This window comes from Sphingomonas sp. M6A6_1c, assembly GCF_053345135.1.
Map to the genome: position 1 here is coordinate 1 of NZ_JBKEZO010000008.1, position 22,443 is coordinate 22,443.

Genomic DNA, 22,443 nt, shown 5'->3' on the forward strand with positions numbered 1-22,443 from the left:
CCTCAGTGACCATGTAGGCCACCGCTGCGGTGACACCCATCTAGGCCGGCCACCCCGGCCCGTCAACACCAAATTGCACTTTTACGACATTTTCAGGGGGGAATGCTCGCCAGCGGGCATCCTGTGCAGCCCTGGCCGGCCTTGCGCGACAAAGCCGACGACACGCGTTAGGTGGCCGCATGGCTTCCACTTACGACGCGATCATCCTCGGCGCCGGCGCGGCCGGACTCATGTGCGCGGCAGTCGCCGGGCAGCGCGGCCGGTCCGTCCTGCTGGTCGATCACACCGACGCGGCCGGCAAGAAGATCGTCATCTCGGGCGGCGGCCGGTGCAATTTCACCAACCTGCACACCGCGCCGGATCGCTATGTCTCTGCCAATCCCCATTTCGCCAAATCGGCACTCGGACGATATACCGCCAGCGACTTCGTTGCCCTGGTGGAGCGCCACCGGATCGCCTGGCATGAGAAGACGCTGGGGCAATTGTTCTGCGACGGATCGGCGCGGCAGATCGTCGCGATGCTGCTCGACGAATGCGATGCGGGACGGGTCGAGGTCGCGCTGTCCGCGCCGTTCGGCGAGATCGGCCATGATGGCACGCGCTTCACCGTCGCCCTGCCCGGCCGCACGGTCAGCGCGCCGCGACTAGTGATCGCCACCGGGGGGCCGTCGATCCCCAAGATGGGAGCGACCGGCGCCGCTTACGATCTTGCCCGCCGGTTCGGGCTCAAGGTGGTCGAGCCGCGACCGGCCCTGGTGCCGCTGACGCTGGGCGGCGACGAAACCCTGTTCCGGACGCTGTCGGGCGTCGCCGCGGATGTCGTGGCGACCGCGGGCAAGGCGCGGTTCCGCGAGGCGGCGCTGTTCACGCATCGCGGCCTGTCGGGACCTGCGATCCTGCAGGTGTCGAGCTATTGGCGGCCGCGCGAGCCGATCGCGATCGACTTCGTGCCGGATGCGGAGCGCGACTGGCTGATGAGCGCCAAGCGCATGCAACCGCGTGCGACGCTGCGGCGGGCGCTGGCGGCGACGCTGCCCGACCGTTTGGCGGAGGCGCTGGTCGAGCGCCTGGAACTGCCCGTCGAGCTGGGCAACATCCCCGACCGCCGGCTCGACGAGGCGGCGCGACGGCTGGCGCATTGGCAATTCATGCCCAACGGCAGCGAGGGATACGCCAAGGCGGAAGTGACCGTCGGCGGGATCAGTACCGCCGATCTGTCATCGCAGACGCTGGAAGCACGGCGGGTGCCGGGCCTGCATGCGATCGGCGAGGCGGTCGATGTGACCGGCTGGCTCGGCGGTTATAACTTCCAATGGGCCTGGGCGAGCGGCTGGGCCGCGGCACAGGCGCTCTGACCACTTAGTCCTGCGCGGCGGGGCCGTCGGTCGAAACCGGAATGGCGTGGACGGCACGATCCTGCGAGGCGAGCAGGTAATCGGCGGTGGTCAGGAACGGGATCGGATTGACGGCATGGCCGTCGATGCGGACTTCGTAATGGAGATGCGGGCCGGTCGAACGGCCCGTCGAGCCCATCAGCGCGATCAGCTGGCCGCGGGTGACGCGGGCGCCGTCCTCGACGAGGATCTTGGACAGATGGCCATAGCGCGTGGCGATGCCCTTGCCGTGGTTGATCTCGACCATGTTGCCATAGCCGCCGAGGCGCGAGGCGTGATCGATGATGCCGTCGGCGGTGGCGTAGATCGGCGTACCGACCGGGCCGGGGATATCGACGCCGGCGTGCATCGCCGCCGTGCCGCGGAACGGGTCGGAGCGGATGCCGAAATTGCTGGTGAACTGAAGATGCTGAACCGGCTGGACCGAGGGGATGGCGATCGCGCCCTGCGGCCGCATGTCGAGCTTCTTCCAGCTCTGGAACAGGGTGCGGAATTGCGCATCGGCCTTGAGGTCCGCCTGCGCCTCTGCGCCGTTGGCGTCGAGCATCGGGCCGCCCGTGCCCTTCGCCGCGACCGCGGTCCGCGCCGCGCCGTCCTGCGCCTGGGCTGCACCATAACCGAGGGTGAGCGCGCCGAACGTGGCGACGATCGTGGCTGTACGGGCGAAAATGCTCATCGGACCCCAATATGATGCGCCGCGCCCGTGGCGACGGGTGCGACCTATTCCCTCGTCTCGAAACCGCAGCCCCACCGCGTCCCTGACGATCGATGTGTGCCCGCATTTCGCGTGCGACCACAAGAGCCGCCGCGGGTCGCCGCGATCAAGCGGCTTGGGGCTGCGCCGAAACGATGCGACACCATCACATCGGCCGCGTCGCGCGGGTTCGAAGACGGGGAACGGTGCTGCCGGTTCGGATCATCATGCAGGCCACCGGCCGCGCGGCCGAAGCCGCATGCCGGGGGGCATGACGCGCCCGATCGGGCAGCCTATAACGTCCGCTTCATCAAATGGATGGCTTGCATGCTCGACTCCACTTCCGCCCAGGTTCCTACGCTCAGCCTCGCCGATCAGGCCGGCGATCCCGACGGCTTCGCCGCAGCCTTCGGCGAATCGTTCGAGCGGTTCGGTTTCGCGATCGTCGCCGACCATGGCGTGCCGCAGGATCTGATCGCACGCGCCTGGCGCGAGACCGAGGCGCTGTTCGCGCTGCCCGAGGCGGAGAAGCGCGACTATTTCGTCGCGGGCGGCGGTGGCGCGCGCGGCTATACGCCGTTCAAGACCGAGATCGCCAAGGACGCCGCGCATGTCGACCTCAAGGAGTTCTGGCATATCGGCCGCGAGCTGCCGGCGGGGCATCGCTACGCCGACGTGATGGCGCCCAACATCTGGCCGACGCGGCCCGAGGGGTTCAAGGACACGTTCCTCGAATTGTTCACCGCCTTCGACCGTGCCGGCGACCGGCTGCTGTCGGCGATCGCGCGGCACCTCGGCCTGGCTCCCGACTGGTTCGATCCGGCGGTGAAGGACGGCAATTCGGTGCTGCGCCTGCTCCATTACCCGCCGATCCCCGCGGATGCCGAAGGCGTGCGGGCGGGCGCGCACGAGGATATCAATCTGATCACGCTGCTGCTCGGCGCCGAGGAGGCGGGGCTGGAACTGCTCGACCGCGCGACCGGCGAATGGCTGGCGATCAAGCCGCCCGAGGGCGCGATGGTGGTTAACGTCGGCGACATGCTGCAGCGGCTGACCAACCACGTCATGCCATCGACCACGCACCGCGTCGTCAACCCGCCGGTCGAGCGCCGCGGCCATTCGCGCTATTCGATGCCGTTCTTTCTCCATCCCGCGCCCGATTTCCTGATCGAGACGCTGCCGCAGACGATCAGCGCGGCGAACCCGAACCGGTATGAACAGCCGATCACCGCGCACGACTATTTGCACCAGCGGCTGGTGGAGATCGGGTTGATCAAGGGGTGACGCGTTGCCCCCGACGCGTGCGGGGTCCACCGGTCTGCAGGAGCGCACCCGAACCTAGAGCCGCTCTCCTCACCGCAGGGTGGACCCCGGAACGAGTCCGGGGTGACGAACCCGATGGGGAAACCGATCGGGCCTCGCTCCTGCCGATGCGATAACCCTGAACGGGCGGTCGAGATATCCGGTCAGTCGAAGCCGCGTTCGAGATAGCGCGTGGCCATCGCGCAATGCATCGCGACGCCCTTCGCCATGACCGATTCCTCGATCGTCATGCGCGTGTTGTGGAGCGGCGGGTTGGTCGCGGGATCGCTGCCCGCGGGGGCGACGCCGAGGAAGGCGAAGGCGCCCGGGAATTTCCGCAGCACGTAGGAGAAATCCTCGGCGCCCATCATCGGCTGCGGCATCGGCGCGAAGGGTTGGCCGAGATCGCCCGCGACCTGCTCGATCAGCGCCGCGCCGCGCGGGTCGTTGACCGTCACCGGTAGCCCTCGTCGATCCACGCTTCGGCGGTGGCGCCGTGCGCCGCGGCGATATTCTCGGCGATACGCTTGATCGCGGCGCGCATCGTCGTGCGCGTCGCCTCCGACAGCGTGCGCAGCGTGCCGAGCATGCGGACCTCGCCGGGGATGATATTGTGCGCCGATCCCGCCTCGATCTTGGTGATCGACAGCACCGCGGGGTCGGTGACCGCGATCGCGCGTGCGACATAGGTCTGGAAGGCGGTGACGATCTCGCAGGCGACCGGCACCGGATCGATGCAATCGTGCGGCATCGCGGCGTGGCCGCCGGCGCCGCGCACGACGACGTGCACCGTATCGGCCGAGGCCATGATCGAGCCGGCGCGGGTGATGACGACGCCGGCGGGGGCGTTGGGCGTGATGTGCAGCGCGAAGGCGGCGTCGGGCGCGGCGACGTCGAGCAGGCCATCGTCGAGCATGAAGCGCGCGCCGTGATGCCCTTCCTCGCCCGGCTGGAACATGAACACGATCGTGCCGGGGAGCTGGTCGCGGCGTGCGGCGAGCGCGCGGGCGGCGCCGACCAGCATCGCGGTATGCGAATCGTGGCCGCAGGCGTGCATGCGGCCCGGGATGGTGCTGGCGAAGGGGAGGCCCGTCTCCTCCTCCATCGCCAGCGCGTCCATGTCGCCACGCAGCAGCACGGTGCGGCCGTTGTCACCCTTCTGCCCGCGTAGGATCGCGATCAGGCCGCTGGTCGACGGACCCTCGTGATAGTCGAGCGGCAGGCCGGCGAGCGCCGCCTTGATCTTGGCGGTGGTGCGGCGGCAGTCGAGACCGATCTCGGGTTCGGCATGGATCGCGCGGCGCAGCGTGACGATATCGGCCAGCTCGGCTTCGCCGGCGGCGGTCCAATCATCGAGGAGGGGGGCGTCGAGGGACATGATGAGGCTCCGTTTCTGCCGCAGTTTGCGCCGGTGCGGTGGCGTTGTCGAGGTAGGGGTGGGGTTGGGCGACACGCAATTGCGCGGGGATTGGGGTATGTGACGGCGCCCCCCCTTCGTCATCCCGGCAGAAGCCGGGACCCATGGATGCGGAACGTCGATAGTGGCGCGAAACCGCAAATGTGCCGTAACCATGGGTCCCGGCCTTCGCCGGGATGACGAAGGGGGCGGGATGACGAGCCCCCCGCCCTCACCGCCGGATCAGATTCCCCAGCACGCTGCGCAACACCGTCCCGACCAGCCCGCCGCTCGCCGACGAGCGTCGCGAGCCCGCGCCGAACACCTGTTTGCCGATCTCGTTGGCGACCTGCCGGCCGATCGACGAACTCGCCGCGCGGGTGGCGGAGGTCATCGCCTTCGACCAGGGGGAGTTGGCTGATTCGCGCGCCGCCGCAGCGTCCGCCTTCGCCTGCGCCGCCTGCGCGCGGGCGGCCTCCTTGGCGGCCTGCGCATCGGCCTTGGCCTGGACCGCCGCGGCCTTGGCGGCATCGTCCTGCGCGCGCGCCGCGGCTGCGGAGGCGGCCGCCTCCTGCGTCTTGGCGGCGAGGATCTCCTCGGCCGATTCGCGATCGATCGCGGTGTCGTATTTGTCGCCGATCGCGTCGGTCTGGATCATCACCGCGCGCTCCTGCGGCGTCACCGGGCCGACGCGGCTGGCGGGCGGCTTGATCAGCGTGCGCTCGACCGGAGCGGGCGAGCCGTCCGCCTGCAACAACGACACCAGCGCCTCGCCGACCTTCAATTCGGTGATCGCGGTGGCGACGTCGACGCCGGGATTGGCGCGGAACGTTTCCGCCGCCGCGCGCACCGCCGCCTGATCGCGCGGGGTGAAGGCCCGCAATGCATGCTGAACGCGGTTGCCGAGCTGGCCGGCGACCGTATCGGGGATGTCGATCGGGTTCTGTGTGATGAAATAGATGCCCACCCCCTTCGAGCGGATCAGGCGGATGACCTGTTCGATCTTGTCGAGCAGCGCCTTGGGGGCATCGTCGAACAAGAGATGCGCCTCGTCGAAGAAGAAGACGAGCTTGGGCTTGTCGGGATCGCCGACCTCGGGAAGATGCTCGAACAATTCGCTCATCAGCCACAACAGGAACGTGCTGTAGAGCTTGGGCGCGGCCATCAATTTGTCGGCGGCGAGGATATTGACGATCCCCCTGCCCTTGTCGTCGGTGCGGAGGAAATCGTCCATCTCCAGCGCGGGTTCGCCGAAGAAATGGTCGCCGCCCTGCGTGCGCAACTGGAGCAGCGAGCGTTGGATCGCGCCGATCGATTGCTTGGAGACGTTGCCGTAGGTGGTGGTGAGTTCGTCGGCGCGCGTCGCGCAATGCGCCAGCATCGCCTGGAGATCGTCGAGGTCGAGGAGCAGCAGCCCCTCCTTGTCGGCGACGTGGAAGGCGATCGTCATCACGCCTTCCTGCACGTCGTTGAGGTCCATCAGGCGCGAGAGCAGCAGCGGCCCCATCTCGCTGACGGTGGTGCGGATGGGATGGCCCTGCTCGCCGTACAGGTCCCAGAATTGCACCGGCGTGTCGGCATAGACCCAGTCGGTGTCGCCGATCTCGGCGGCGCGCGCGGCGAAGGCGGCGTGCGTCTTGGCCTGCGGCGAGCCCGCCATCGCGAGGCCGGACAGATCGCCCTTCACGTCGGCGACGAAGCTCGGCACCCCGATTTTGGAGAAGCCCTCGATGATCCCCTGCAGGGTCACCGTCTTGCCGGTGCCGGTCGCGCCGGCGATCAGGCCGTGGCGGTTGGCGCGCCTGAGGTCGAGCGTCTGCGGCTTGCCGCCGCCGAGGCCGATGAAGATGCCGTCGCTCATGTCCGCTCCTGTTGTCGTGGTGCAGACCTACCCCGGCGATCGGGCAAAAGGAAAGGGCCGCCGCTCGGGTGAGCGACGGCCCTCTCTCTCCAGCAAGCGACAGGCGCTTACTTGATCTTCACCGGGATGAAGCCCGGGATCCGGCCCCGCTGGACCAGCAGCAGGACCTGCGGACGGCCGGCGGCCTTGGCCTGCGCGACGAGACGGGCGACGTCGGCCGAAGTGCGAACCGGCGTGCTGTTGACCGCCTGAATCACGTCACCGCGCTTGATCTTGCCATTGGCGTCGCTCGACGAATCGACCGATGCGACAACCACGCCCTGCACGGTGGGATCGACGCCGACCGCACGGGCGATGCCCGGCGTCAGCGGCTGGACGTTGAGCCCGAGCGGCGCGGTGCTGCCCTGGGTCGGCCCGGCGCTGCCCGTGCCGTCATCGTCGCTGCCGTCCGTCTGCGAATCGTTCGGGCCGAAGCCGCCCGAATCCTCGCCGCCGTTGGCCAGCGCCTTGAGCTGGTCGTTCGTCGGGCGCGTCACCACCTGGATGTTCACGGTCGTCGGCTGTCCGGCGCGCAACACCTCGAACCGTGCGGTCGTGCCCGGCTGGAGATTGGAGACGAGGCGCGTCAGCGTCTGGTCGGGGGTGACCTGCTGGCCGTTGATCTTGGTGACCACGTCGCCGGCACGCAGGCCGCCCTTCGCCGCCGGGCCGCCCGGCTCAACGCGCGCGATCAATTCGCCCTGGTTCTTCGGGATGCCCAGCGCCGCGGCGGCATCGTCGTTGACCGCGCCGCCGATTGACACACCGATATAGCCGCGGGTGATCTTGCCGCCCTTCATGAACGTCTCGATGATCGGCTTGGCGGTCGCCGCGGGGATGGCGAAGCCGATGCCGATATTGCCGCCCGACTGGCTGAAGATCTGCGAATTGACGCCGATCACGTTGCCGTTGAGGTCGAACATCGGGCCGCCCGAATTGCCCTGGTTGATCGAGGCGTCGGTCTGGATGAACTGGTCGTAGGCGCCGCCCTGACCGGTGACGCGGTTGATCGCCGAGATGATGCCCGCGGTCACCGTGCCGCCGAGGCCGAAGGGCTCGCCGATCGCCAGCACCCAGTCGCCGACGCGCGAGCGGCTCGAATCGCCCCACTTCACGAACGGCAGGCCCGCCGCATCGATCTTGAGTAGCGCAAGGTCCGAATCCTGGTCCTTGCCGACGACGCGCGCGGTATATTCCTTGTTGTTGCTCAGCGTGACGGTGATCGAATTGACCGTCGCGCCTTCCGCGCCCGGCGCGATGACGTGGTTGTTGGTCACGACATAGCCGTCCGGCGAGATCAGGAAGCCCGAGCCCAGCGACGCGCCCTCGCGCTTCACCGGTGCGCCGCCCTGCCCGCCGCCCATGCCGCCGAACAGGTCGCCGAACGGCGTGCCCGAGAAGGGGTTGGCCGGCTGGCGCTGGACGATCGTCTGCTTGGTCGAGATGTTGACCACGGCGGGCTGCAACTTGGCCACCATGTCGGCGAAGCTCATCGGCGCGCCGGCCTTGGGCGCGGCGGCCTGGATCGCACCGGGCTCGTTCTGGGCCTGTTGCGCGGTGCTCGGCTGCAGCGCCAGCGTGGCGGTCGCGCCACCGAGGAGAAGCGCACTGGTAATGGCGTAGGCGTAGCGCACTAGGAGAAAATCCTCTTCATGAAGGGCGGTCGGAATTGGTGCCTTAGTGGACCCAAACGCCTGAACGCCGCTTGAATGTTCATACGCCCGAAAGCTGGGGGCTCAATCCCTGCGGATCAACGCCCTCTGCCCTCGAACTCACGCAAGTAACTGTTTCCGGGTGACAAGATGATGGACGTCGAACCGCTCGGCGCCGGTCCGCCATCCGCTCCGAAGGTGTGGCGGTAGGACTGCATGGCGCGGTAGAAGTCGTAGAAATCGGCGTCCTTGGTGAAGCTTTGCGCATAGATGCGCGCCGCCGCCGCATCCGCCTCGCCGCGGATGATCTGCGCTTCCTTCTGGCCCTGCGCGCGGATCGTCGTCGCCTGCTGCTGGCGCGCGGTCGCCATCCGGGCGAGCGCGCGGTCGAGCGGGCTGCCGTCGGGCAGATCGGCGTGCTTGATGCGCACGTCGACGATCTGCACGCCATATTGGCTGGCGAGCCGCTGCATGCGGGTCTGGATATTGTCCATCACCTGGTCACGCTCGGGGCTGAGCAGGGTGGCGAACGGCTGGTTGCCGAGCTCGTTGCGGATCGAGCTGCCGAGCAACGGGCGCAGCGCCTCGGTGATCGCCGCCTCGGTCTGCGAGGTGCTGCCGGTCGCGTTCACCGCCTTCAGCGGATCGATGATGCGGAAGCGCGCATAAGCGTCGACCTCGAGCCGGAGCTGGTCCGACGAGAGCACCTGCTGATTGTCGTAGTCGACGTCGAGCACGCGCTTGTTGAGCCACACCAGCCGGTCGATGAACGGGATGCGCAGGATCGGGCCGGCACCGGTACGGCCGAATTGTTCGTTCGGCTTCCACGCGTTGACGGTGCGCACCGGCTGCTCGAAGCGCAGGATCACCGCCTGCTGCGTCTCGGGCACGATGGTGATCGTCGCCGAGAACAGGATGACGAGGACCAGCGCGGCGAGGCCGAGCGCGATCGGGTGACGCCAGAGGCCGTTCACTGGCCGCCTCCCGTCGCGGGTGCGGGCTGCACCTGGGTCGCCTGTGCCGGCGCGGCATCGGGCAGTCGCCGCGTCCGGTCGAGCGGCAGATAGGGCACGACGCCATTGGCTTCGACGATCGTCTTGTCGGACTTGGCCAGCACGGCCTCCATGGTCTCGTAATACATGCGGCGGCGCGTCACCTCGGGGGCGAGGCGATATTGTTCGTACACCTTGTCGAACTGCGACGCTTCGCCTTCGGCACGGGCGACGACCTGCTTGGCATAGGATTGCGCCTGGTTGCGGACGCCCTGCGCATCCTGCTGCGCGGCGGTGACGTCCTTGAACGCATCGTTGACGCGCGCGGGCGGATCGGCCTGCTTGATGCCGACGCCGACGACGACAATGCCCGACTTATAATCGTCGAGCACCTTCTGCATCCGCTCCTGCACCTGGTTCTCGATCAGCGCACGGCCCGGCCCGAGCGCCGAATCGAGGCTGACGTTCGCCACCACCTCGCGCATCGCGCTCTCCGCGGTGGCACGCACGGTGTCGCGCGGCCGGTCGATCTGGAACACGAAATTCTGCGGGCTCGAAATCTTCCAGCGCACCGCATAGGCCAGATCGATGATGTTCTGGTCGCGGGTCAGCATCAGATTCTCGGTGCCGCTCTCCGGGAAATTCTCGATGCGGATGTTCTGCACGTCGACCTTGACGACGCGGGCGATCGGCGCCGGCATCGTCATCGCGATACCGGGATCGAGCGTACCTGAGTAACGGCCGAGATAGGTGACGACGCCGCGTTCCTGCGGCGCGATCGGGTGGATCGAGGTATAGAGGATCCACACCAGCAGGATGATCCCCGCGCCGATCAGCCACAAAGCGCGCGCATTGGGCGCGCCGGGCAGGCCGCCGAGCCCGCCGCCGTTCCCGCCGCCGCCGCCGCCCCGCGCCTTGCGGAGGAATTCGTCGAGCGCAGTCGGCTTGGCGCCGGTCTTGCGGGCACCGGGCGGCAGCGACCACGGATTGCGCGGACCACCGCCGTTGGCGCCGCCATTGGCGTCATCGCCCGGTCCCCAGGGACCCTTGGGCGTTTCAGCAGCGAGAATGGGAGGGCGGCTTTTGCGGCCCGGCAGGATATTCATCCTTTCCTTATAAGAAGGCGGACGCGGAAAAACAGTGGCAAGCCGCCGACGCGGGCCTATCTGGTGCCGCATGACACAAGACGTAACGATTGCCGCGGTCCGCGCCGCCGCGGGCGAGCGGGCGACGGTCCGGTTCGAGGGCACACGCGCCGGCATCGTGCTCGACGCGACCGGCCTCGGCGGCGCCGAGCGCGACGCGCTGGAAGCCGCGGTCCGCGCCGCGGCGAGCGCGGCGTGGACGGGCGAGGTGCGGCTGGTGGTCACCGCCGAGCGCATCCATCGTCGCCTGATCGCGGTGGGAAGCGGCAAGGGCGGCGTCGGCAAATCGACGCTCGCCGCCAATCTCGCCATCGCGCTGAAGGCGCGCGGCCGCCGCGTCGGGCTGGTCGATGCCGATATCTACGGTCCGTCGCAGCCGCGGCTGATGGCGGCGGAGGACCAGCGTCCGACCGCCAAGGACAAGGTGCTCGACCCCGTCCCCACGCCTTATGGCGTGCCGATGCTGTCGATGGGACAGCTCATCGAGCCGGGCAAGGCGATCGCCTGGCGCGGGCCGATGGCGGCGGGCGCGCTGACGCAATTGGTCGATGCCGACTGGGGCGCGACCGACACGCTGGTGCTCGACCTGCCGCCCGGCACCGGCGACGTGCAGCTGACGATGGTGCAGAAGCACAAGCCGGCGGGTGCGATCATCGTCTCGACGCCGCAGGACCTCGCGCTGATCGACGCGGCGCGCGCGATCGACCTGTTCGACAAGGCGGGTATCCCGATCATCGGACTGGTCGAGAATATGGCCGGCTATGTCTGCCCGCATTGCGGCGAACTGTCCGATCCGTTCGGCAATGGCGGCGCGCAGGCGACCGCGGAACGGCTCGGCCTGCCCTTCCTGGGCCGGGTACCGCTGGCGATCGGCATCCGCACCGCCTCCGACGCTGGCCAGCCGCCGGCGGCGGGGAACGGCGCCGATGCGACCGCGTTCCATGCGATAGCGGGTCAGGTCGACGACTGGCTGCGCGCCCATTGAGGAGACGATCATGCCGCTGACCGACGATGCCGCGATCAAGGCGCTGCTGGAAGGCGCACGGACGATTGCTCTGGTCGGCGCCTCGGACCGGCCTGATCGGCCATCCTATGGCGTCATGGCGGCGTTGCAGCGCCACGGCTATCGCGTCATCCCGGTCAATCCGCAGATCACCGGCGAGCACGTCCACGGTGAATTCGTCTTCCGCGACCTGCACCAGCTCGGCGATCCCATCGACATCGTCGACATCTTCCGCCGCCCCGAAGCCGCGGGCGAGGCGGTCGACGAGGCGATCGCGATCGGCGCCAAGGCGGTCTGGCTGCAACTGGGCGTGATCAACGAGGCCGCGGCGGCACGGGCGGAGGCGGCCGGGCTGCAGGTGGTCATGGACCGCTGCCCGGCGATCGAGATCCCGCGGCTCGGCGTCGCCCCGATCGAGGCTTGATTCGCCGGCCCGGCTCGGCGAGGATGCCGGCACCGCTCGTCATGGGAGTTGGGCTGGATGCTTGCGCTGCTGTTGCTGTTTGCCGCCCCGACCGAGGACCCCGCTACGGTCATCGCGCGATCGTCGTCGCTGATCGCCGGCGATCGCTGCACCACCGATCCCAACAAGACCGACATCACCGTTTGCGGCCGGCGTCGCGCCGATCGCTTCCGCGTGCCGTTCGTCGAGCACGATGCGGGCGATCCCAAGCATGAGGCGGTGCGCGTCGAGCGCGACCGGCTGCTCAACCGTACCAATCCGGTGCAGGATCTCAGCCCGTTCCTCGTCGGCGGCGGCATGGCGGGTGTGACGGTGAGCAGCGCGACCGGCGTCAGCGGCGTCACCAACCGGCCGCTCGCGCCATGATCTGGCTCGCGATCGCCCTTCAGGCCACTGCGGCAGCGACGCCGGCGCCGGCGCCGGACGCACCGCAACGCTGGTCGATCCTCACGCCGCAGCCGTGCATGCCGCAGGCCGACAAGACCGACATCGTCGTCTGCGCCGACGGCACATCGTCGCAGACGCTGCCGCTCCCCGACGAAATAGGGCCGTCACCCGGCCGCGGCGCCAACCGCGACCTGAAAGCGACCACCGCGCTGGCGCTGGAGGCCCCGCCCTGCGCGGCGACGCTTCGCGGCTGCACCGTCGGCTTCGGCCCGCCGATCGTACCGCTCGTCGGCGCGCTGGCGAAGGTCGCCAAATCCGCCTTCGCCAATAAACCCGACAAGCGCGGCCGCGTGGCAATCGACCTCAGCACGCCGTAATTCCTCCCCCGCCAGGGGAAGGTGGTAGCGCGAAGCGGTGTCGGCGCGGGAGGAGGGGACGGAGTGTCATGACAGCGCTTCCGCCCTTTCCTCCCCCTCCACCATTCGGCTTTCGCCGAACGGTCCCCCTCCCCCTGGCGGGGGAGGAATATGGGGTCACCCCAGAATCGGCATCCATAGCGGCTGGCCGGACAGGCTCTGCGACCCCCGCAGCTTCTCCAGCGCGTGGACCACCGCGCGTTCCGGACCTTCGTGCGTGACGATCGCGACGATCGCGCTGCCGTCGGCGGCGACGCCGCGCTGGATCAGGCTCTCGATGGACACGCCGGCATCGCGCATCGCCGCGGCGATCTCGGCGAGCACGCCGACGCGATCCTGCACGGTGAATCGCAGATAGGATCGCGCCCGCCGTTCGCCGGTGTCGGCGGCGGGTTCGACGGTCAGTGCCGCCGCCGGCATGGCATAAGGCGAGCCATATTCGCCGCGTGCGATGTCGATCAGGTCGGCGACCACCGCGCTCGCGGTCGGGCCCTCGCCCGCGCCGGCGCCCTGGAAGAACAGGCGGCCGACGTAATTGCCCTCCGCCACCACCGCGTTGAGCGACCCGGTGACGTGCGCGAGCGGATGGTCGACCGGCACGAGATGCGGGTGGACGCGCTGGAACAGGCCATGCGCATCGGCCTCCGCGACCCCGACCAGCCGCACGCGATACCCGAGCGCCGCCGCTTCTGCGATGTCGGCCGCGATGACGTGGCGGATGCCCGTCGCCGACACGTCGCCGAACGCCGGTCGCGTGCCGAAGGCGAGGCTGGCGAGGATCGACAGTTTGTGCCCCGCGTCGACGCCGTCGATATCGAAGCTCGGGTCCGATTCGGCGTAACCGAGCGCCTGCGCCTCGGCGAGCACGTCGGCGAAGTCGCGCCCCTCCGCCTCCATCTTCGACAGGATGAAATTGCAGGTGCCGTTGAGGATGCCATAGACCCGGCTGATCCGGTTGGCGGCGGCGCCCTCGCGCAGCCCCTTGATCACCGGCACGCCGCCGGCCACCGCCGCTTCGAACTTGAGGGGCACCGCCGCAGCCTCGGCCGCCTGCGCGAGTTCGAGGCCATGGTGTGCGATCATCGCCTTGTTCGCGGTGACGAATCCCTTGCCCGCCGCGATCGTGGTACGGGCGAGCGTCAGCGCCGGGCCGTCGGCGCCGCCGATCAGCTCGACCACCACATCGGCGCCGTCGCCGCCGGCGAGATCGCGCATGTCGTCGACCCAGGCGAAGCGGCCGAGATCGACGCCACGATCCTTCGACCTATCCCGCGCGGATATCGCGACAATCTCGATCGGGCGGCCGGCACGGCGGGTGATGAGATCGCGGTTCGTGTCGAGCAGGCGGACGACGCCGCCGCCGACCGTACCGAGCCCGGCGAGGGCGACGCGCAAGGGTGTGTTGCTATCCATGGCCGCCGCCTAGCGGAAAGGCGCGTCGCCTGTCGAGACGGCGCAGCTTTATGTCGCGCACGTCGCCGCCATTGCCCGACGGCCGCGTGCCGTGCCACAACCCGCGGTACTTCCATTTTGCCAGCGAGCGCATTTCCCTGATGGCCACCGCCCCCAGCCCCACCACCCGGCCCGTCGCCGAGCTGACCGTCCGCGGCATCCTGCTCGGCGGGCTCATCACCCTGCTGTTCACCGCCGCCAACGTCTATCTCGGGCTGAAAGTGGGGCTGACCTTCGCCACCTCGATCCCCGCGGCGGTGATCTCGATGGCGATCCTGCGCTATCTGCCCGGCGCGACGATCCTCGAAAACAACATCGTCCAGACCGTTGCCTCCGCGGCGGGGACGCTGGCGGCGATCATCTTCGTGCTGCCCGGCCTGGTGATGATCGGCTGGTGGCAGGGTTTCCCCTATCTGCTCACCGCCGGGATCACGATGACCGGCGGTATCCTCGGCGTGATGTTCTCGGTGCCGCTACGCCGCGCGCTGGTGGTCGACACCGACCTGCCCTATCCCGAAGGCCGTGCCGCCGCCGAGGTGCTGATGGTCGGCGCCGGCAGCCGCGCGGGCGAGGCGGAGAGCACGCGCGGGCTGCGGCTGATCGTCGTCAACGCGCTGGTTTCGGCGGGTTTCGCGGTGCTGACCCAGACCAAGCTGGTGGTCGCCGAGGCGGCGCATTTCTTCCGCGCCGGCGCGGGTGCGACCGCGATCTCGGGCGGGCTGTCGTTCGCGCTGATCGGTGCGGGGCATCTCGTCGGCCTGTCGGTCGGCCTGGCGATGTTCGCCGGCGTCGTCATCGGCTGGTGGATCGCGCTGCCCATCCTCACCGGCCTGTCGCCCGCCGCCGCCAGCGTCGGCATCGAGGCGTGGGTCGGCGGCGTGTTCCGCACCGACGTGCGCTTCCTCGGCGCGGGCGTGATCGGCGTCGCGGCGATCTGGACCTTGCTCAAGATCATCGGGCCGGTGCTCGGCGGCATCCGCTCGTCGATCGCGGCGAGCAAGGCGAAGCGCGGCGGCGCGGTGCTCGAACTCGGCGAGCGCGATTTGTCGATCGGCATCGTCGTCGCGGTGACGCTGGCGACGCTGGTGCCGATCGCCGGCCTGTTGTGGTCGGTGATCGCGGGCGGGCCGCTGGAGGGATCGGCGCTGGTGCTGATCGCGGGCGCGTTGGTGTTCGTGCTGGTGCTCGGGCTGATCATCGCCGCGGTGTGCGGCTATATGGCGGGCCTGATCGGCGCGTCGAACAGCCCGGTGTCGGGGATCGGCATCCTCTCCGTGCTCGCCGCCAGCCTGATGCTCGTCGGCCTGTTCGGCCGCGGCGCGGGGCCGGACACGACGCAGGCGCTGGTCGCCTATGCGCTGATCGTCACCGGCATCGTCTTCGGCGTCGCGACCATCTCGAACGACAATCTGCAGGATCTCAAGACCGGCCAGCTCGTCGGGGCGACGCCGTGGAAGCAGCAGGTCGCGCTGATCTTCGGCGTGATCTTCGGCAGCCTCGTGGTGCCGCCGGTGCTCGAACTGCTCGCGACGACGCTGGGGTTCCAGGGAGCGCCCGGCGCCGGCCCGAACGCGCTCGCCGCACCGCAGGCGGCGCTGATCTCCGCGCTCGCCAAGGGCGTGCTCGGCGGCGATCTCAACTGGGCGATGATCGGCTATGGCGCATTGGTCGGCGTCGGCGTGATCCTGCTCGACGAGACGCTGGGGCGGCTCGGCAAGCTGCGCCTGCCGCCGCTCGGGATCGGCCTCGGCGTCTATCTGCCGATGGCGGTGACCTTGCCGGTGGTGATCGGCGCGGTCATCGGCGCGTTCTACGACCGCTGGGCGGAACGGGCCCCCGATGTCGAACTGGCGAAGCGCATGGGCGTGCTGACCGCGACCGGGATGATCGTCGGCGAGAGCCTGTGGGGCGTCGGCTTCGCGATCATCGTCTACCTCACCAATTCCGACGCGCCGCTGGCGATCGCACCGGCGGGGTTCGAGACGGCGGCGCTGATCGGCGGGACGATCGCGTTCCTGGCGCTGATCGCCGGCCTGTACCGCTACACGCGACGCTCCGTCGCCGCCTAAATGCGGCCAACCGTTGGAACGCGGCGCAGGATCGGCCGTTGAGGAAGCGGAACCCGGTGATCACCCAGCCATCCCCCCCGGCCGGTGATTGCCGGGTTTTCAGTTAGCGTATCATGGGGTTCGTCGTGACATCGTCAGCACAAGAGAAGCGCGACCGATTGGCGAGGGTGAGCGAGGCTCTGCAGTCGAGCGTCGACGTGCCGACCGACACGTTCATCACCGACGACATTCCGCTGCTGCTCACCAAGCTGTCGCGGATCCCGGCCAAACGGGCCAAGACCGAGCCCAACACATAGCCGTCATCCCGGCGAAGGCCGGGACCCGCGGTTACGGTAGCCGGCACGATGCGCGAAACGAGCACGCATCGTGACCATCGGTCCCGGCTTTCGCCGGGATTACGCGACCAACGCGGGGCGCGCCTCACACCATCGCGGCGAGCATGTCCTTGATCTTGACGAAGGCGAAGCCGACCGAGCTGTCGGCGATGCCGTACGGCAGAAACAACGTGTCGCCGTGCTTGATCGCGCCGCAGCTGTAGACGACGTTGGGCACATAGCCCTCGCGGTCCTGATCCTTCGCGGCGAGGATCGGCTCGCGAGTGCGGCCGAGCACCTTCGACGGGTCGTTCTTGTCGAGCAGCGCCGCACCGATCGAATATTTGCGCATCGCGCCGACGCCATGGGTCAGCAGCAGCCAGCCCTCGTCGAGTTCGATCGGCGGGCCGCAATTGCCGATCTGCACCAGCTCCCACGGGAAGACCGGCGTCAGGATCTTCTCGCCTTCGTCCCAATGCTCCAGACTGTCCGACTTGAGCAGGAACAGATTCTCGCCGTCCTGCCGGCCGATCATCATATATTGGCCGGCGACCTTGCGCGGGAACAGCGCCATGCCCTTGTTGCGCGCCGCGGGTCCCGACATCGGCACCAGATCGAACGCGCGGAAGTCGCGCGTGCGCAACAGCTCCGACTGGATCACCGAACCGTTATAGGCGGTATAGGTGCCGATCCATTCGTGGCTGCCGTCCTCATGCTGGAAGTGGACGATGCGCAGATCCTCCAGCCCCTTCGACTGCGCCTGCGTGATCGGGAAGATGACGGTGCCCGACAGCGTCGAATCGCGATGCCGCCACACGGTGACCGGGCCTTCGGGAATCTCGTCCTCGCCGGCACCGACGACGTCGGTCGCGGTGGCGAAGGGCGGCTCAGGCGCCAGCTTCAGCTCGTTGCCGCTGGTGATGATCCCCTCGCGGAACGCGACCGAGGAGATATGCCCCTCGCCGACCGATCGCAGGCTCATCAGGATGCGCATCGAACCCTCGGGCATGCCCGTCTGGTCGAAATGCGGCACCGCGCTGGGGTTCATCAGCGCCGCGGCGGCATAGCTGTATTCGTGGCAGAAATAGGCACCAATCAGCTGGCGCTTCTCGTCGCTGATCTCGGCGCCGTCCAGGCCGAGCAGATCCTCGATCTCGTCATAGCGCGTCATGAACACGCGGCGCGTCTGCCAATGGCGCGCTTCGAAATCCTTGAGCACCGTCTCGAGCTGCTCGCGCGCCTCTTCAGACGACATTTCGAGCACTTCGCCGACCAGACGCTCGGTCCGGTTGGGCGGGCCGCCCTTGCCGCCCCACGCAATGTGGAACGGCCGGACGACCACGCGGGACGGATCGGCATGAAGCCGCAAGCGGTGGGTGAACAGATCCATCGCGATTGTTAAGCCTCGCCGGTCGGGTCGTTGACTGGACCGCCGCCCGAACCGATCAGGCGACGCGCGTCGTCCCTGCCACGCCTTGGGCCGACTTTGAAAGCCCCGAAATCGCGCAACTGGCCAGTTGAAGCGCCAAAATCGACTCGGCACCCTGATTGCGGTTGAGCCCGGTCGGCATCAGCCCGTCGAAACAGCCGCCATCCAGCGGGCTGGCAAGCGGCAAATCGAGGTCGTTCTGGCCGAGATACCAGGCATAGGCGCGCTCCGCCTCCGCCACCCAGCGCGTATCGCGGGTCGCATGCCACGCCGCCAGGCAGGCATCCACCGTCGCCTGCGCTTCGAGCGGTTGCTGGTCGAACTGCAACGGCTCGGCATAGGGCCGGCCGAAGCTTTCGGTACCGACGGCGCGGAACCGACCCTCGGGCGACGTCTGCTTGGCGACGATCCAGTCGAGCGTCTCCAGACCGCAAACGATCAGATCCTGCCGCTCCAGCGCCTGCCCCGCGACGATCAGCGCCTGCGGCAAACGCGCGTTGTCATAGGCGAGGACGATCTCGAACCACTGCCATTCCGGCCGGCGCGCCTCGGCGAGCAAGGCGAGATGATCGTCGGGGAAGCGTTCGAGGATCGATCGCGCCAGATCGTGACCGGGCGACGCTTCCAGCATCGCCGCCGCGCCGAGCATCGCGAACGACTGCGCACGCAGCGACCCCAGATCGAGCGCCAGGCTGGCCGTCGCGTCGAACATGTTGCGCGCCCAGTCGCGATGCTTGGCGTCCTTGCCGTCGCGCGCGGTGACGCCCAGCGCCCAGATCGCACGGCCGTTCGAATCCTCTGAGCCGACGTCCTCGCACCACGTCCGGTCGAAGTTCATGAAGTTGCGGAACCGCCGCTCGTCCGGGTTCCACGCATATTGGACGAAGGAGGCGTAGATCGTCGTCCATTTGTCGCGCTCGACCGGATCGATATCGTCCATCGCGCTCATCAGCATCAGCGCGCGGGCGTTGTCGTCGATGCAATAGCCGTGGCGGCGATCGGGCACCGAATAGATCGAATGCTGCAACATGCCGGTGGCGTCGCTCATCCGCTCGACCGCGGCGAAATTCGGCTTCAACGCGCGAACACCCTGCTGGGGCTGCGCCAGCCGCCTAGGGCGGGCGGCGACGGCGACCTCGGTCTCGTGCAGCGTCGCCTCGGCGAGGCGCGGCCAGATCATCGTGCGGCCGCGGTCATAGGCCCGCTGCGCCAGCCGCGTACGATCGCGCGCGCTCGACAGCAGCCGGTCGATCTCGCGCGCGAACGCGGCGACGTCGCGGAAGTCGACCAGCACGCCGTGACCGTCGGCGAGGATCTCGGTCGCATGCACGTAAGGCGTGGAGATCACCGCCTTGCCGACGCCCACCGCATAGGACAGCGTGCCCGAGGTGATCTGCGCCGGATTGAGATACGGCGTCGCGTAGATGTCGGCCGCCTGCAGATAGTCGATCAGTTCGTTATGCTCGACGAACGCATCGATGAAGGCGACGTTGTCGCCGACGCCATGCTCTTCCGCCAGCGCCTTGAGGCGGTCGCGATAGGCCTCGCCCTCATGCGCGACGAGATTGGGATGGGTCGCACCGAGCACGACGTACAGCAGATTGGGATGGCGCTCCGTCACGGCGGGCAGCGCATCGATGATCGTCTCGATCCCCTTGTTGGGGGCGAGCAGGCCGAAGGTCAGCACCACGTCGCGGCCCTGCCAGCCGAAGCGCGGCTTCAGCGTCTCGGGATCGACGAAGGGGCGATCGGGTACGCCGTGCGGGATCATCGCGATCTGACGCGGCGCCGCACCATAGACCCGGCGCAGGATGTCGCGGCCCCGCTCGGCCATCACCACCACCTTGGCGGCGCGGCGCAACAGACCTTCGAGCACCCGGCGCTCGTCGGCATTGGGCTTTTCGAGGACGGTGTGCAGCGTCACGATCACCGGCAGCGTCGTCCGGTCGAGCAAGGCGAGCAGATACTCGCCGGCCGGACCGCCGTAGATGCCATATTCGTGCTGCACCCAGATCGCCTGCGCGCCACTCGCCTCGATCGTCCGGGCGGTCGTGAGATAGGAGGACAGATCGTTCTGCGGGATCGTGCCGGTCACCGCGGGCGGATAGTCGTAGCGACCGGGATGATCGTCCATCGCATAGACGTCGACGCGGACATCGGGGAAACGGTCGCGCATCGCCTGATACACGTCCGTCGTGAACGTCGCGAGACCACATTGGCGCGGCAGGAAGTTGCCGATCATCGCCAGATGCTGGATTCCGTCGCCATTCCCCGCGGTCGTAAACATCCGAGTCCCTTCAAAAAGGCAGATTTGTGGCGAAGCCAAAACCTTGCTGTTTGGTGAACACGCGAACGGCCCAAAGGTTGCATTCTTGTTGCACTGCAACCAGCGCCGACCCGGATGCGATCAGCCTCTGCCGCGATAGGGCTGCACGCCCTGATCGGGCAGCCACAGGCCAGCGGGCGGCGGTCCGGACTGCCAGAAGACATCTATCGGAATGCCGCCGCGCGGATACCAATAGCCGCCGATGCGCAGCCACTGGGGCTTCATCTCCTCGAACAGGCGCTGGCCGATGCCGACGGTGCAATCCTCGTGGAAGCCGGCATGGTTGCGGAACGACCCGAGGAACAGCTTGAGCGACTTGGACTCGACGATCGTCTCGCCGGGCGCATAGTCGATCACGAGATGCGCGAAATCGGGCTGGCCGGTCACCGGGCAGAGCGAGGTGAATTCTGGCACCGCGAAACGGACGAGATAGGTCGTTCCGGCACGCGGGTTGGGAACATAATCGAGCACCGCCTCTTCGGGAGAGGCGGGCAGCTGGCTGGCTTGGCCGAGATGCATTGGGGTCATGCCCCGCCATGTAGGATGTCGATCCCGATATGAAAACGCTGGTTCCGGTGCTGGGCGACCAGCTCAGCCTGTCCCTCTCCTCGTTGCGCGACGCCGACCCGGCTGAAACGATCGTGCTGATGATGGAGGTCGGCGACGAGACGACCTACGTCCGCCACCACAAGCAGAAGATCGCCTATATCCTGTCGGCGATGCGCCACCACGCCGCGGCGCTGGCGCACGCGGGCTGGACGGTCGATTACGTCCGGCTCGACGATCCCGACAACAGCGGCAGCTTCACCGGCGAGATCGCCCGCGCCGTCCAGCGCCACGCCCCCGACCGTATCGCCGTCACCGAGGCCGGCGAATGGCGCGTCGTCGCGATGATCGACGGCTGGGAGACGATCTTCGGCCTGCCCGTAGACATCCGCCGCGACGATCGCTTCCTGTGCGACCATGCCGAGTTCGAGGCTTGGGCGAAGGACCGCAACCAGTTGACGATGGAGTTCTTCTACCGCGTCATGCGCCGCAAGACCGGGCTGCTGATGGACGGCAAGCAGCCGGTCGGCGAACGCTGGAACTTCGACAAGGAGAACCGCAAGCCGGCGAAGAACGACCTGTTCATGCCGCGTCCGCACAGGTTCGCGCCCGATGCGATCACGCAGGAGGTGATGGCGCTGGTCGCCGAGCGCTTCGCCGATCATCCCGGCACGCTCGACGGTTTCGCTTATGCGGTGACCGCGGCCGATGCCGAGAAACAGGCCGCCTATTTCCTCGAAAAGGCGCTGCCGCAATTCGGCGATTACGAGGACGCGATGCTGACCGGCGAGCGCTACCTCTGGCACTCGATCCTGTCGCCCTATATCAATTCCGGGCTGCTCGATCCGCTCGACCTGTGCCGGCGCGCCGAGGCGGAATATCGCGCCGGCCGCGCCCCGCTCAATTCGGTCGAGGGCTATATCCGCCAGATCATCGGCTGGCGCGAATATATGCGCGGCATCTACTGGCGGGAGGGGCCCGCATACGTCGAGCGCAACTTCCTCGATCATCACCGCAAATTGCCCGGCTGGTATTGGACCGGCGAGACCGACATGCATTGCCTCAAGGAGGCGATCGGCCAGACGCTCGCCACCGCGCACGCGCATCATATCCAGCGGCTGATGGTCACCGGCAATTTCGCGTTGCTGATCGGCGCCGATCCCGCCGAGGTCCATCGCTGGTATCTCGAAGTCTATATCGACGCCTATGAATGGGTCGAGCTGCCCAACACGCTCGGGATGAGCCAGTTCGGCGACGGCGGCCTGCTGGGGTCGAAGCCCTATATCTCGTCGGGCGCCTATATCGACCGGATGAGCGACTATTGCGGCAAATGCCGCTACGACGTGAAGCAGCGGGTCGGCGAAAACGCCTGCCCGTACAACGCGCTCTACTGGGACTTCCTCGTCCGCCACGAGGACAAGCTGGGCGGCAACATGCGCCTGCGCATGCCATATAGTACGTGGGCGAAGCAATCCGAGCAATCTCAAAAGGAAACACTGGCTCAAGCCGCAACTTTCTTGCAGGCCCTCGACACCGCCGGGGAAGACGGCTATTGACGGCATC

General features: G+C 68.1%; 18 protein-coding genes and 1 pseudogene. 9 read left to right on the plus strand and 10 right to left on the minus strand.

The genetic code is table 11. From position 1 onward, the window contains the following. Positions 1-179 precede the first annotated feature (179 nt). Positions 180-1,355: an NAD(P)/FAD-dependent oxidoreductase gene (locus ACLBWH_RS17370; protein ID WP_447800100.1), complete on the plus strand. Its 1,176-nt coding sequence runs from the start codon at positions 180-182 to the stop codon at positions 1,353-1,355. Positions 1,356-1,359: 4 nt separating this feature from the next. On the opposite strand, the gene ACLBWH_RS17375 is transcribed toward ACLBWH_RS17370, so the two are convergent. Then, a complete protein-coding gene (locus tag ACLBWH_RS17375) occupies positions 1,360-2,070 on the minus strand; it encodes a M23 family metallopeptidase (protein ID WP_447800101.1) in 711 nt (236 codons plus the stop codon). A 345-nt stretch (positions 2,071-2,415) separates the two neighbouring features. Between ACLBWH_RS17375 and ACLBWH_RS17380 the strand changes: the two genes are divergently transcribed. Further along, positions 2,416-3,372, plus strand: coding sequence for an isopenicillin N synthase family dioxygenase (locus tag ACLBWH_RS17380; protein ID WP_447800103.1), 957 nt, complete (start codon positions 2,416-2,418; stop codon positions 3,370-3,372). 182 nt (positions 3,373-3,554) lie between these two features. Here ACLBWH_RS17380 and ACLBWH_RS17385 read toward each other — a convergent pair. From ACLBWH_RS17385 to hflK, 5 genes and pseudogenes are all read right to left on the minus strand, one after another. Then, a pseudogene (locus ACLBWH_RS17385) lies at positions 3,555-4,768 on the minus strand (M20 metallopeptidase family protein). Positions 4,769-5,018: 250 nt separating this feature from the next. Then, positions 5,019-6,647 (minus strand): helicase HerA-like domain-containing protein, encoded by a 1,629-nt coding sequence (locus tag ACLBWH_RS17390; RefSeq protein WP_447800105.1) that lies wholly within the window; start codon positions 6,645-6,647, stop codon positions 5,019-5,021. Positions 6,648-6,754: 107 nt separating this feature from the next. Next, on the minus strand, positions 6,755-8,320 hold the full coding sequence (locus tag ACLBWH_RS17395; RefSeq protein ID WP_447800106.1) for a Do family serine endopeptidase: 1,566 nt from the start codon (positions 8,318-8,320) through the stop codon (positions 6,755-6,757). Positions 8,321-8,436: 116 nt separating this feature from the next. Then, positions 8,437-9,312 carry a protease modulator HflC gene (hflC, locus tag ACLBWH_RS17400; protein ID WP_038661752.1) on the minus strand — a complete coding sequence of 292 codons (876 nt, stop codon included), beginning with the start codon at positions 9,310-9,312 and terminating at the stop codon, positions 8,437-8,439. Then, positions 9,309-10,436, minus strand: coding sequence for an FtsH protease activity modulator HflK (gene hflK / locus ACLBWH_RS17405; RefSeq protein ID WP_447800108.1), 1,128 nt, complete (start codon positions 10,434-10,436; stop codon positions 9,309-9,311). Before hflK ends, hflC begins: the two co-directional genes overlap by 4 nt. 70 nt (positions 10,437-10,506) lie before the next feature. Between hflK and ACLBWH_RS17410 the strand changes: the two genes are divergently transcribed. The 4 genes from ACLBWH_RS17410 to ACLBWH_RS17425 are packed head-to-tail and all read left to right on the plus strand — an operon-like array spanning position 10,507 to position 12,705. Beyond that, positions 10,507-11,460, plus strand: coding sequence for an Mrp/NBP35 family ATP-binding protein (locus ACLBWH_RS17410; RefSeq protein ID WP_322849072.1), 954 nt, complete (start codon positions 10,507-10,509; stop codon positions 11,458-11,460). A 10-nt stretch (positions 11,461-11,470) separates the two neighbouring features. Further along, positions 11,471-11,902 carry a CoA-binding protein gene (locus tag ACLBWH_RS17415; protein WP_447800110.1) on the plus strand — a complete coding sequence of 144 codons (432 nt, stop codon included), beginning with the start codon at positions 11,471-11,473 and terminating at the stop codon, positions 11,900-11,902. A 57-nt stretch (positions 11,903-11,959) separates the two neighbouring features. Further along, complete coding sequence (locus ACLBWH_RS17420; protein WP_322849070.1) at positions 11,960-12,307, plus strand: hypothetical protein; 348 nt, start codon at positions 11,960-11,962, stop codon at positions 12,305-12,307. Beyond that, entirely contained in the window at positions 12,304-12,705 is a 402-nt protein-coding gene (locus ACLBWH_RS17425; RefSeq protein ID WP_447800112.1) for a hypothetical protein, read from the plus strand. The genes ACLBWH_RS17420 and ACLBWH_RS17425 overlap by 4 nt, the downstream gene beginning before the upstream one ends. Positions 12,706-12,861: 156 nt before the next feature. Here ACLBWH_RS17425 and ACLBWH_RS17430 read toward each other — a convergent pair whose 3' ends face one another. Next, positions 12,862-14,157 (minus strand): homoserine dehydrogenase, encoded by a 1,296-nt coding sequence (locus ACLBWH_RS17430; RefSeq protein ID WP_447800113.1) that lies wholly within the window; start codon positions 14,155-14,157, stop codon positions 12,862-12,864. Positions 14,158-14,297: 140 nt separating this feature from the next. Between ACLBWH_RS17430 and ACLBWH_RS17435 the strand changes: the two genes are divergently transcribed. Together ACLBWH_RS17435 and ACLBWH_RS17440 are read left to right on the plus strand one after the other, a co-directional pair. After that, positions 14,298-16,265, plus strand: coding sequence for an OPT family oligopeptide transporter (locus tag ACLBWH_RS17435; protein ID WP_447800115.1), 1,968 nt, complete (start codon positions 14,298-14,300; stop codon positions 16,263-16,265). A gap of 167 nt (positions 16,266-16,432) precedes the next feature. Beyond that, complete coding sequence (locus ACLBWH_RS17440) at positions 16,433-16,561, plus strand: hypothetical protein (RefSeq protein ID WP_447800116.1); 129 nt, start codon at positions 16,433-16,435, stop codon at positions 16,559-16,561. Positions 16,562-16,685: 124 nt separating this feature from the next. Here ACLBWH_RS17440 and ACLBWH_RS17445 read toward each other — a convergent pair whose 3' ends face one another. The 3 genes from ACLBWH_RS17445 to queF form a co-directional block, all read right to left on the minus strand. Beyond that, a complete protein-coding gene (locus tag ACLBWH_RS17445) occupies positions 16,686-17,969 on the minus strand; it encodes a glycoside hydrolase family 130 protein (RefSeq protein ID WP_322849065.1) in 1,284 nt (427 codons plus the stop codon). A gap of 55 nt (positions 17,970-18,024) precedes the next feature. Next, positions 18,025-20,295, minus strand: a complete 2,271-nt coding sequence (locus ACLBWH_RS17450; protein ID WP_447800118.1) for a glycosyltransferase — start codon at positions 20,293-20,295, stop codon at positions 18,025-18,027. A gap of 120 nt (positions 20,296-20,415) precedes the next feature. Then, positions 20,416-20,862: a preQ(1) synthase gene (queF, locus tag ACLBWH_RS17455; RefSeq protein WP_447800119.1), complete on the minus strand. Its 447-nt coding sequence runs from the start codon at positions 20,860-20,862 to the stop codon at positions 20,416-20,418. Between the two features lie 29 nt (positions 20,863-20,891). Here queF and ACLBWH_RS17460 point away from each other — a divergent pair, with 29 nt between their 5' ends. Further along, complete coding sequence (locus tag ACLBWH_RS17460) at positions 20,892-22,436, plus strand: cryptochrome/photolyase family protein (protein ID WP_447800121.1); 1,545 nt, start codon at positions 20,892-20,894, stop codon at positions 22,434-22,436. The last annotated feature ends 7 nt before the right edge of the window (positions 22,437-22,443 follow it).

What these genes read in the sequence shown, in the direction of transcription:
- ACLBWH_RS17370 (WP_447800100.1), top strand. Translation starts at nt 180, where the DNA reads ATGGCTTCCACTTACGACGCGATCATCCTCGGCGCCGGCGCGGCCGGA.
- ACLBWH_RS17375 (WP_447800101.1), bottom strand. Translation starts at nt 2,070, where the DNA reads ATGAGCATTTTCGCCCGTACAGCCACGATCGTCGCCACGTTCGGCGCG.
- ACLBWH_RS17380 (WP_447800103.1), top strand. Translation starts at nt 2,416, where the DNA reads ATGCTCGACTCCACTTCCGCCCAGGTTCCTACGCTCAGCCTCGCCGAT.
- ACLBWH_RS17390 (WP_447800105.1), bottom strand. Translation starts at nt 6,647, where the DNA reads ATGAGCGACGGCATCTTCATCGGCCTCGGCGGCGGCAAGCCGCAGACG.
- hflK (WP_447800108.1), bottom strand. Translation starts at nt 10,436, where the DNA reads ATGAATATCCTGCCGGGCCGCAAAAGCCGCCCTCCCATTCTCGCTGCT.
- ACLBWH_RS17410 (WP_322849072.1), top strand. Translation starts at nt 10,507, where the DNA reads ATGACACAAGACGTAACGATTGCCGCGGTCCGCGCCGCCGCGGGCGAG.
- ACLBWH_RS17415 (WP_447800110.1), top strand. Translation starts at nt 11,471, where the DNA reads ATGCCGCTGACCGACGATGCCGCGATCAAGGCGCTGCTGGAAGGCGCA.
- ACLBWH_RS17420 (WP_322849070.1), top strand. Translation starts at nt 11,960, where the DNA reads ATGCTTGCGCTGCTGTTGCTGTTTGCCGCCCCGACCGAGGACCCCGCT.
- ACLBWH_RS17425 (WP_447800112.1), top strand. Translation starts at nt 12,304, where the DNA reads ATGATCTGGCTCGCGATCGCCCTTCAGGCCACTGCGGCAGCGACGCCG.
- ACLBWH_RS17430 (WP_447800113.1), bottom strand. Translation starts at nt 14,157, where the DNA reads ATGGATAGCAACACACCCTTGCGCGTCGCCCTCGCCGGGCTCGGTACG.
- ACLBWH_RS17435 (WP_447800115.1), top strand. Translation starts at nt 14,298, where the DNA reads ATGGCCACCGCCCCCAGCCCCACCACCCGGCCCGTCGCCGAGCTGACC.
- ACLBWH_RS17445 (WP_322849065.1), bottom strand. Translation starts at nt 17,969, where the DNA reads ATGGATCTGTTCACCCACCGCTTGCGGCTTCATGCCGATCCGTCCCGC.
- ACLBWH_RS17450 (WP_447800118.1), bottom strand. Translation starts at nt 20,295, where the DNA reads ATGTTTACGACCGCGGGGAATGGCGACGGAATCCAGCATCTGGCGATG.
- queF (WP_447800119.1), bottom strand. Translation starts at nt 20,862, where the DNA reads ATGACCCCAATGCATCTCGGCCAAGCCAGCCAGCTGCCCGCCTCTCCC.
- ACLBWH_RS17460 (WP_447800121.1), top strand. Translation starts at nt 20,892, where the DNA reads ATGAAAACGCTGGTTCCGGTGCTGGGCGACCAGCTCAGCCTGTCCCTC.